Origin of the sequence: Pseudoalteromonas rubra (assembly GCF_005886805.2) — a bacterium.
Classification (GTDB): Bacteria; Pseudomonadota; Gammaproteobacteria; order Enterobacterales; family Alteromonadaceae; genus Pseudoalteromonas; species Pseudoalteromonas rubra_D.
Genome location: NZ_CP045430.1, coordinates 685,276 through 694,520, shown reverse-complemented (window position 1 = coordinate 694,520; position 9,245 = coordinate 685,276). Strand labels below are relative to the sequence as shown.

Genomic DNA, 9,245 nt, shown 5'->3' with positions numbered 1-9,245 from the left:
AAGCGACTGAGTTAGTTACAAAACCTGAGGTTGCTGCTGCGAGGTTTGTTTCTTTGTTAATACAAGTGTGAATTTAAAGTTTTTTTCATGTTCCTTTTTCGGTATCATTGTAACGATAACTAATAAAAGGACATAATAATAATGAAATTTTCTACACTTGCTATCTCCGCTTTATTCATCACTTTCGCTGGCCAGGCTGCTGCAAGCTGCGATAAGTACAGCTGTGAAGGCGTATCGAACGTTGTATTTTCTTCGGTTGTTGCCAAAGCAAATCAGGTAAAAGTAAAGTTTCCTCAAGGTACTAATGCCACTTTGGCTTGTAACCTGGATCAGGAAGAAGCGGCTGCACTGAATAAAACCAGCGAAAACTATCGCAATATGCAGTCTATGCTACTCACGGCTGTTGCCGCGAACCTGCCCGTTAAGCTCACTTTTAATCAGGCTTCTGCGAACTGCCAAATCGATGAAGTTGAAGTAAAGGTCGTTGAATAATATTACTGGCTGAATATCGATACAGCTATATCTATCTGCTCAACTCAGAGTACTGTGCTCAGGCACATGAATTTTGTTGTTAATACCTTACTTACCTTTTTCTGAGACAGTTGCAGCTGTGTAAGTGAGGGAGTGCCTTGTAGTTGATCTCAGGTTCGGCAAAAAAGTGTGAGCAGATATCAACGTCAGATAAAAATAAAAAACAAAGTGAGCAAACATGTTTAAGTACAAAGGAACCCTGGCCCTGATGCTGGGGGCTTTTAGTGTGTCGGGACAGGCCAGCCCGGTCACCCCCAGCAGCGATGTCTGGGGAGACAGTAACGGCCACCTCTATTATCAGCAGCCTGTTAAACAGGTTACCACGGCGGATGACGCCCCGGTCAGTATTCGTGTCCATAACGCCATGCCCTATGTGCGCGTGGTCGAAACGGCAAACGGATACAAACTGGAGTATCTGTCAAAGCAAGACTTTACGGCACTGCGCAACGACCTGGACGTGGTCGGTAAGCGTCTGCGAAGTGATTTTGACGGAGATGGTCAGCCTGACATTCTGATGCAGTCCGATCTTGGACATGAATTGCTCATTTCAAATGGCCAGGTACGCCCTTACCGTATCGGCATTGACCTGCGAGACATCGGTACGCGGATGCAGGTACGCGATGTAAACTATGATTTTCGTAGTGACTTTGTGAACCCATCTGCCGAGCTGGTGCATTATGCTCAGGCGACGGGGCTGAGTTCGGCCATCAACACCAATGATTATGTGGGCTCACTGCCGGCAGAGAGTAACGTATCACCCAGTGGTGAGTTTACTTATTCCATTCCCATCACCACGGGTGAATCAACGGGTGGCTTTAAGCCGTCTGTTTCTCTGAGCTATGCGTCTAACCCCAACAATGGTCATGTGGGTGTGGGATTTGCCATTGGCGGACTCAGTGCCATTACCCGTTGTGAGCAGAATATGGAAACCGACGGCAAGGCCGGTGCGGTTAACTTTGATAGCAATGACCGCTTTTGTCTGGACGGTCAGCGCCTGATTGTGAAATCCGGTCAGACTTATGGCGCCAACAACACGGAATACCGTACGCGTCAGAACAGTGGCCAGAAAATCATTGCCCATACTTCCAGCACCAGCACAGGCCCGTATGCCTTTACAGTAACGGATGTGAAAGGCAATAAATATACCTATGGTAAATACAGCAGCACCTCGGATGCGTTGATTAACTCAAAGCAGGGCAAGGCATTTGCCTGGGCACTGAAGCGTGTTCAGGATGCTTCGGGTAACTACTACACCTACCACTATACCAAGGTCAGCGGCAGTCTGGAGTATTACCCGACGGCAGTGAAGTATTCAGGCTATGGTACAGGCGGCACCCGCAATGAAATCCGCTTTACCTGGGAAGACCGTGTTGATAAGAACAAAGTCTCCTATCTGAAAGGGAACAAGGTTAGCCTGACTAAACGCCTGAAGCAAATCGACTCCTATTACTCAGGGAACCTGCTGCGTAAGTATAAGCTGACGTACCGCTACATCGGCACCGGCGTTACACAAAGTGCGCTGCAAAAAGTGCAGGCCTGCTCGTCGGACAACAGCTGTTTGTCACCCACTGTGTTTAACTGGAAAACACGGGGTAGCATTCGCCTGGGCTCAGACATTGGTCGTGACTACTCCAGAAACAGTCGCTATAAAGCGCACCAGTTTATGGATTTCAACGGGGATGGCCTGACCGATATCGCTTATGTGCGTAATGACCGGGGCAGCTCGTCAGATCATTTATACATGATCCCGAATACGGGCAGTGGCTTTGGCGATGAGCGTCGTTTTCATGATATTGCTACGAAAACCTTCCGTAAAACCTGGAAAGTCATTGACTATGATAAGGATGGCAAAGACGACATCCTGTATATGAAGGGCAGCAGCCAGTACTGGCAACTGATGCGCCATACGTCAGCGATGAACTTCACGTTTACGCAGCTGACGGGGATCAGTAAGCCGAGCTCGGATGACAACACGCGCTTTTTAGACATAGACGCAGATGGTTACCCGGAGCTGTTACATTTTGTGGGCAACAAGCTGTCTTATCAGAAAGGCATTAAAACGGGTCTGGCCAGTGGTGCAGCAAAAGCGCTGAAGTTTAACCTGTCGGCACCGAGTGGCTCAACGGCGACTATGATGTCGTACGATAAAGAAGACAACACCTTCCAGGCGATGGACTTTAATGGGGATGGTCGTGCTGATTTCCTCGCTAAAGTGCGAGTGAGTACTTATTATGACGATATTCATCCCCCCTGTGAAAGACCGCCTTTCTGTGAAGATCCCAGAGGGATTGAACCCACTCCAATGGCGGTTAAGGTTAACCATGTCGGGGCCTCTTCAAGCCTGGCAGATCGATTTGGTGGTCAGGTGGAGCGCATCGGTGGTGGTACGGTCACACAGCGTAGTGAATCAGCACCCATTACTCCGGTTAATCTGAGTCAGCTGAATCCGGTGAATATGGTGGGTGGTCCGGCAGCCAGTGCGTTATTACAGGCGGAGCAACAGGCAGCGCAGGTACAGTCACTGAGCCGGACATCTGGCCCTATTACCACTCAGGGCTATCGTAACAGTTACTACTGGAAAATCCTGGTTTCAACAGGGAATGACACCTTTGCAGAGCTTTATTCTTTAGGCAGTACCAGCTCGTATAAAGACATTCAGGCGGTTGAGCTGAATGGTGATGGTCTGGCAGATATTCTGTACCGCAATAGTAACAATGACTGGTATGCCCGGATCAACACAGGCACAGGGTTTGCCAGCGGAATTAAGTTATTTAACTATGACAAGCCGAGCCTGAAGGTGTTTGATATCAATGGTGATGGGATCCCAGAGGTATACCGGGAAGACCATGGAGACCATTTCTACTTCTACAATGGCACAGGATTCACGTATCGTAAACTGACCTCGCATGGCTCTAACTATGACTTTACGACCTTTATGGATGTCACTGGTGACGGTGCTGCAGACAAGCTGGTATTTCAGGGGCGCATGGGTCTTTATCAGAACTCGGATGCACCGACCAATCTGATTTCGTCGGTACGAGACGGCTTTGGTGCGTATACGACGGTGTCGTATTCGACGCTGAACAACCGTAATATCTATACGCCACACAGCGATGCCCGCACTAAGAGCTGGGGCAATGGCCGTGTTACGGATATGAAGTCAGGGGCGCGGGTCGTCAGTGCACTCATTAAGAATGATGACACCATTAAGTACAAGTATCATGGTGCAAAGGCCCAGGTGGGTCGCGGCATGCTGGGCTTCCGTCAGATAGAAGTGGAAAGCGTGAATGGTGGTACTAAGATAGTCACGACCTATCGTCAGGATGGGGATTACCGGGGCAGCCCGGAGCGGGTTCAGACCTATGTGCGCTATGGTAGCGATACGTCTTCCGGTGGTGGTTCAGGTGGCGGCTCTGGCGGTGGTTCAGGTGGCGGCGGTGGCGGGCCTATTGACCCGTGTGAAGTATTTCCTGAAACTTGTAACTGTCGCTGGGAAGCAGACCGAGCCTGTGAGTTACCAAGAGTTGCACCGATAGAGACATTCAGTGCGGCAGAGGGTTTCAACGGTGCACTGGCGTCACCTGTGCGTTCAAACAGCGCCCAGTTTGCGACCATGAGTACGGCTTCTGTTAACACCAGTATCTGGCGTTTAAAATCAGACATGACCTCAAGTTATGGTCGTAAGCAGGAAACAAGCTTTGTCACTGCGAACAGCACTAAGCCTTATCTGGTATATCCATCTAAAACGATCACTAAGCGCTATAACACAGACGTCAGCAGTCTGACGCTGATATCAACCAAAACTAAAACCGTGTCTTCAGTAGACAGTTTCGGTAATCCAGTAAAACACAGCAGTGTGATTGATACGAAAAACGGTTATGCAAAGACGGAAAAAACGAATACGTATGGTTACAGCTATTATGGTGGCCGGGTTACCAAAACGGTAGAGACCAAGCGTTATCTGAACCGTTTGAATGGCACAAATAAAGGGAACTATCAGAATACCCACACCTCAACCTTTGCCTATGACAGCAAAGGACGGTTAATAAAGACCACTGCAGATAACGGTGTGGCGAAAAGCTATACCCTGAACAGTTATGGTCTGATCACTAAAGAAACCGTCTCTAAGTCAGGTTTACCCACCAAGACGCTGGAAACCTACTATGACAGTACTTACCGCTTGGTGACCGGTGAGAAGAACAGCCTCGGGCATCGCAGCACCATAGGTTATGATAGCCTGGGTCGCAAGTCCTATACCCAGACTGCCAATGGTCAGCGTACTTACTATACCTATAATAAACTGGGTCGTCTGACGGGAGAAGTTTCAACCCCGGCCGACAACACAAGCAAAACAGGCGCTAAGGCGCTGAGCACTAGTCAGAGTAAATACTGGTGCACCAGTGGCTGTATCAGTGGGGCTGCTTATTACGAGGAAAATACATCTGAAAGTGGCCCGACGAGTCGACAGTACTTTGATAAGTATGGTCGTGTGCTGCGTGAGTCTAACATGTCTCTGAGTGGCACATTCATCAACGTTGACTATGTATACGATACGAAAGGTCGTAAATACAAAGAGTCCATGCCTTACTTCCACGGTGGCACGCCACTTTGGAATGTGTACAAATACGATAAGCAAAACCGGGTTGTGCAGGTAACCAAGGCAGATGGCTCTATCTGGAAAACCGAGTACAACGGCGAAAGTGTCACGACCATTAACCCGTCCAATCATAAACATACCCAGCTGAAGAATGTAATGGGCTTTCTGGTCAAGGTGACGGATGCCAACAATAAGTCGGCTTACTATGAGTATGATGAAAAAGGTAAAACCCGTCTGTTAACGGGGCCTAAGGGCAATAAGATCCAGGTTAGTTTTGATAAGTATGGTAACAAAACCCGGGTAATCGACCCGGATAAGGGCACGATCAGTTATAGCTATAATGCCTATCATCAGGTAACCCGAGAGTCAGACAGCAACGGTAATGTGATCACGTACCAATACGATGTGCTGGGACGCTCAAAAGAGGTGCAGCGTAAGCGCGGTAGTAAACTGGAACATCATGCGGTCAATACCTATGACAGTGGTGCGTATGCCAAGGGGATGATTGCGGTGACGACTGATAAGGTCACAGGATTTACCGAGCGCTTCTACTACGACAGTTTTGGTCGTACCCGTGAAAAACATACGGTGATTGACGGCAGTACCTATAAGGAAATCTGGTCGTTCAATAATGCCGGTCAGCTATATAAAGAAACAGATGCTTCGGGCAAGTCAGTGACTTATCACTACAATGCGCACAAGCACCTGAGTTCCCTCAAAGACTTGCAGACTAACAGTGTCGTCTGGCAGGCTTCGGCGGCGGATGCCTTCGGTAACATCACCACAGAGAAACTGGGCAGTCGCATTACCCGGACTAAGGTGTTCGATCAGAAGACCGGCTTGCTGACCAGTCTGAAGTCAACGGGCAGTGGCACGTTACAGAACTGGGCTTATAACTGGAGTAATCTGGGCAACCTGACCTATCGTCAGGACCATACGATTGGTAAGAAAGAAACGTTCGGGTATGACAGCCTGAACCGGGTTACCAGCAGTGCGATATCAGGGGGGCCGAGCACCACAATCAGCTATAATGAGCTGGGTAACATCACCTATAAAACAGGTGTGGGCCATTATCATTATCAGTCGAGCCGCCCCCATGCGGTGACGAAAGTCACGGGTGACAGAGCCAATACCTACCAGTACGATGCGGCAGGTAACATGGTGAAGGACAATGCCCGAGAGCTGGTATACAACACTTTCCACAAGCCGGTTTACATCAAAAAAGACAGCTACTGGATGGAGTTTGCCTACTCAGGTTCTGGTAAGCGTTATAAGCGTACTGAATTTGGTGGTGAAAAAGGTTTGCTGTTGCCTATCCTCAACGGGGATATCAGCACCTTTATTCCAATCGCACAGGAAACCCGTTATGTGGGTAATGTGGAGTTCGTTCGCTATGGTGGCCAGAGCACCTGGGTGAGCAAGCGCTACATTGCGGGCAAAGTACTTATTACCACAGTGAACAATCAGGCGACAACACGCTTTATGCTGGACGACCACCTGGGTTCAACGCATGTGATTGCGGATGCCAGTGGTAAGAAAGAGCAGGTGATGAGCTTTGATGTGTTTGGTGCACGTCGGAACGCGACCACCTGGGCGAGAGACTTCAGCGACCAGAATAAGTTCACCAGCAAACTGACACTACGTGGTTACACGGGTCATGAGCAGATGGATGAGGTAGGCCTGGTGCACATGGGCGGGCGTATTTACGACCCAATCCTGGGACGTTTCTTACAAGCAGACCCTATGGTGCAGGCACCGGAGAATATTCAGAACCTGAACCGTTACTCGTATGTGGTGAATAACCCGCTGAATAAGACCGACCCCAGTGGATATATCTTTGCGACGATTGCGGTATGGGCACTGAATGCGGCAATCAGCCAGGGAATTATCACGGGTGTGACAGCGACTGTACTCAGTGGTTTGCTGACAGCCTATTCATACTATGGCCTGGCACAAACAGCAGTAGGCATCATTCAGGCCATTAATGGAGGGGGAACGGCAATGGCCAATTTCCTAGGTGGTTATGCTAAAAGCTGGGCAGAAGGGTGTGCACTTTCGGTTGCCGGAGTTGGCTCCTGTGATGTGCCGTTTAGTGAGCTTAAGGCGCTCTACGTTGCTGGCAGCACACTTATGGATATGGCTACATCTGTGAATAAAGCTAAGGCATCCGAAGGAGCTAAAGATGCTATCAGTGTAACTGCCGCTGATGCTGAAGTAGAAGCACCTGAAAAAGAGGAAACCGCTAAGACGGAACCGCCAAAAGATATTGTTGGTACCCCAGAAATGGACAAGAAAGCAATAGAGTTATTAGGCGGTATGACAGATACTAAAAAAGAGCAGTCCGTTGTCGTGAAAAAAGATGGTGGATTGATACAGCCTGACAAATGTGTGAACGAGAAATGTTCGTTTTCTATCAAACCATCGGATGATCTCTCATTCGTTGCTCATACCCATGTTGAAAGTGATGAATCTAATCGAAAGCTTAGAAAATTGATCAATGAGAAGCGAGAAATCCCGGGTCCCGGTGACCATGGTTTCCTGGAGAAAAAGAATATTCCTAACTATATAAAAACCCCAACTGGTGCTATCAGGGTGCTGGAAAAGGTCGGTGGACAATATCGGGTCAGAACGCTGTCAGGTGAAGCAGTTCCGACAGAGTGGAAACCAAAGGACGCCGTCATTTCAATTAGTGCTATTAGAAGGGCAAGAAGGGGTAGGTAATGACACCAATGAAAAGTTACCTTATGCTTTGTATCCTTGTTTTCTCATCACTTGCTCAGGCAAGTGATGAGAAAGAACAATACAAACGAACGGTATTTGAAGAGTTACTCAAAAATCCAGAAAATTACCACGACAATTCCATCAGTATTCGCGGTGTGTACTTATTTGGCTTGGATTTTTCTACACTATTTCCAGATTATGAAAAATATGAAAAAGACGATTTTGAGAACTCCATTAGTTTAGTACTTCCTGATGACTCAAATCTCGAAACGGCATATCAGCTCAGTGAACTTCATGGAAAGTGTGTGGAGGTTACAGGTGTTTTTGATGCGGCCTTTAGAGGGTATGGAGGGTTTAATAAAGGAACGCTAATGAAAGTGTTTAGTATTGAGCCCTGTACGAAGCAGAATTAGCAGAGCGCTTGATCTATAGCATTAATGCAGAGCTTTCTCGCCACCTATTGTCTTAAATAGGTGGCGTTTTTGTGAAAGACACTAACTCGATTCAAGAGACAAATAGAGGCTGTCTATGCTCACTTAAGCTAAGTATGCGCTCCTAAATAACGATTTTTTAGTGACTTGTTAAATATATATATTTTTTGTCGTACAGCCCTAGCAGATCATTTTGCTTACTTCTCAGCATACTGAGATGCGGTGATAATAGGTGCCATGCCTGAGTGAGTTGCCCTTTTGTTTACATTAGAAATAGCTGTATGCAATTGATGATGGGGGTGTGAACTTGTGGTTTATTTTTTGTTCTTTTTTGGGTACCATTGTACCGATAACTAATAAAAGGACGTAATGACAATGAAATTCTCTACACTTGCTATTTCCGCTTTATTCATCACTTTCGCTGGTCAGGCTACTGCAAGCTGCGATAAGTACAGCTGTGAAGGCGTATCAAACGTTGTATTTTCTTCGGTTGTTGCCAACACCACTCAGGTAAAAGTGAAGTTCCCTCAGGGTACTAATGCCACTTTGGCTTGTAACCTGGATCAGGAAGAAGCGGCTGCACTGAATAAAACCAGCGAGAACTATCGCAATATGCAGTCTATGCTACTGACTGCTGTTGCCGCTAACCTGCCCGTTAAGCTCACTTTTAATCAGGCTTCTGCGAACTGCCAAATCGATGAAGTTGAAGTGAAGGTGGTTGAATAACACCACCGACCAAATTGTCGATACGGTTATACCTCTGTGCTCAAGTCAGAGCATTGCATTCAGATATCCTGATTTTGTGTGCAACAGGCTGCCCGTGTCTCTGTGACACTATCAAGGCCCCGGGTGAGAAATATGCTCATTCTGGGCTTCCCTGCGCGCGCGAGGTTTCTTCAAACTGAATGTGTGTAAATGCAGACAGGTATTAACGTCAGATAAAAATAACAAACAAAGTGAGCAAA

Annotated in this window: 4 protein-coding genes; all 4 read left to right on the top strand. The window is 47.6% G+C overall.

From position 1 onward, the window contains the following. Nucleotides 1–141: 141 nt before the first annotated feature. The 4 genes from CWC22_RS22000 to CWC22_RS21985 all read left to right on the top strand — a co-directional run bounded on the left by CWC22_RS22000 (nucleotide 142) and on the right by CWC22_RS21985 (nucleotide 9,006). Entirely contained in the window at nucleotides 142–492 is a 351-nt protein-coding gene (locus CWC22_RS22000) for a hypothetical protein (protein WP_138539869.1), read from the top strand. A gap of 217 nt (nucleotides 493–709) precedes the next feature. Then, complete coding sequence (locus tag CWC22_RS21995) at nucleotides 710–7,849, top strand: FG-GAP-like repeat-containing protein (protein WP_195879870.1); 7,140 nt, start codon at nucleotides 710–712, stop codon at nucleotides 7,847–7,849. Next, the gene (locus CWC22_RS21990; RefSeq protein ID WP_138539777.1) at nucleotides 7,849–8,262 is read left to right on the top strand and encodes a hypothetical protein; all 414 of its coding nucleotides are present in this window, start codon (nucleotides 7,849–7,851) and stop codon (nucleotides 8,260–8,262) included. The genes CWC22_RS21995 and CWC22_RS21990 overlap by 1 nt, the downstream gene beginning before the upstream one ends. A 393-nt stretch (nucleotides 8,263–8,655) precedes the next feature. Then, a complete protein-coding gene (locus CWC22_RS21985; protein ID WP_138539776.1) occupies nucleotides 8,656–9,006 on the top strand; it encodes a hypothetical protein in 351 nt (116 codons plus the stop codon). The last annotated feature ends 239 nt before the right edge of the window (nucleotides 9,007–9,245 follow it).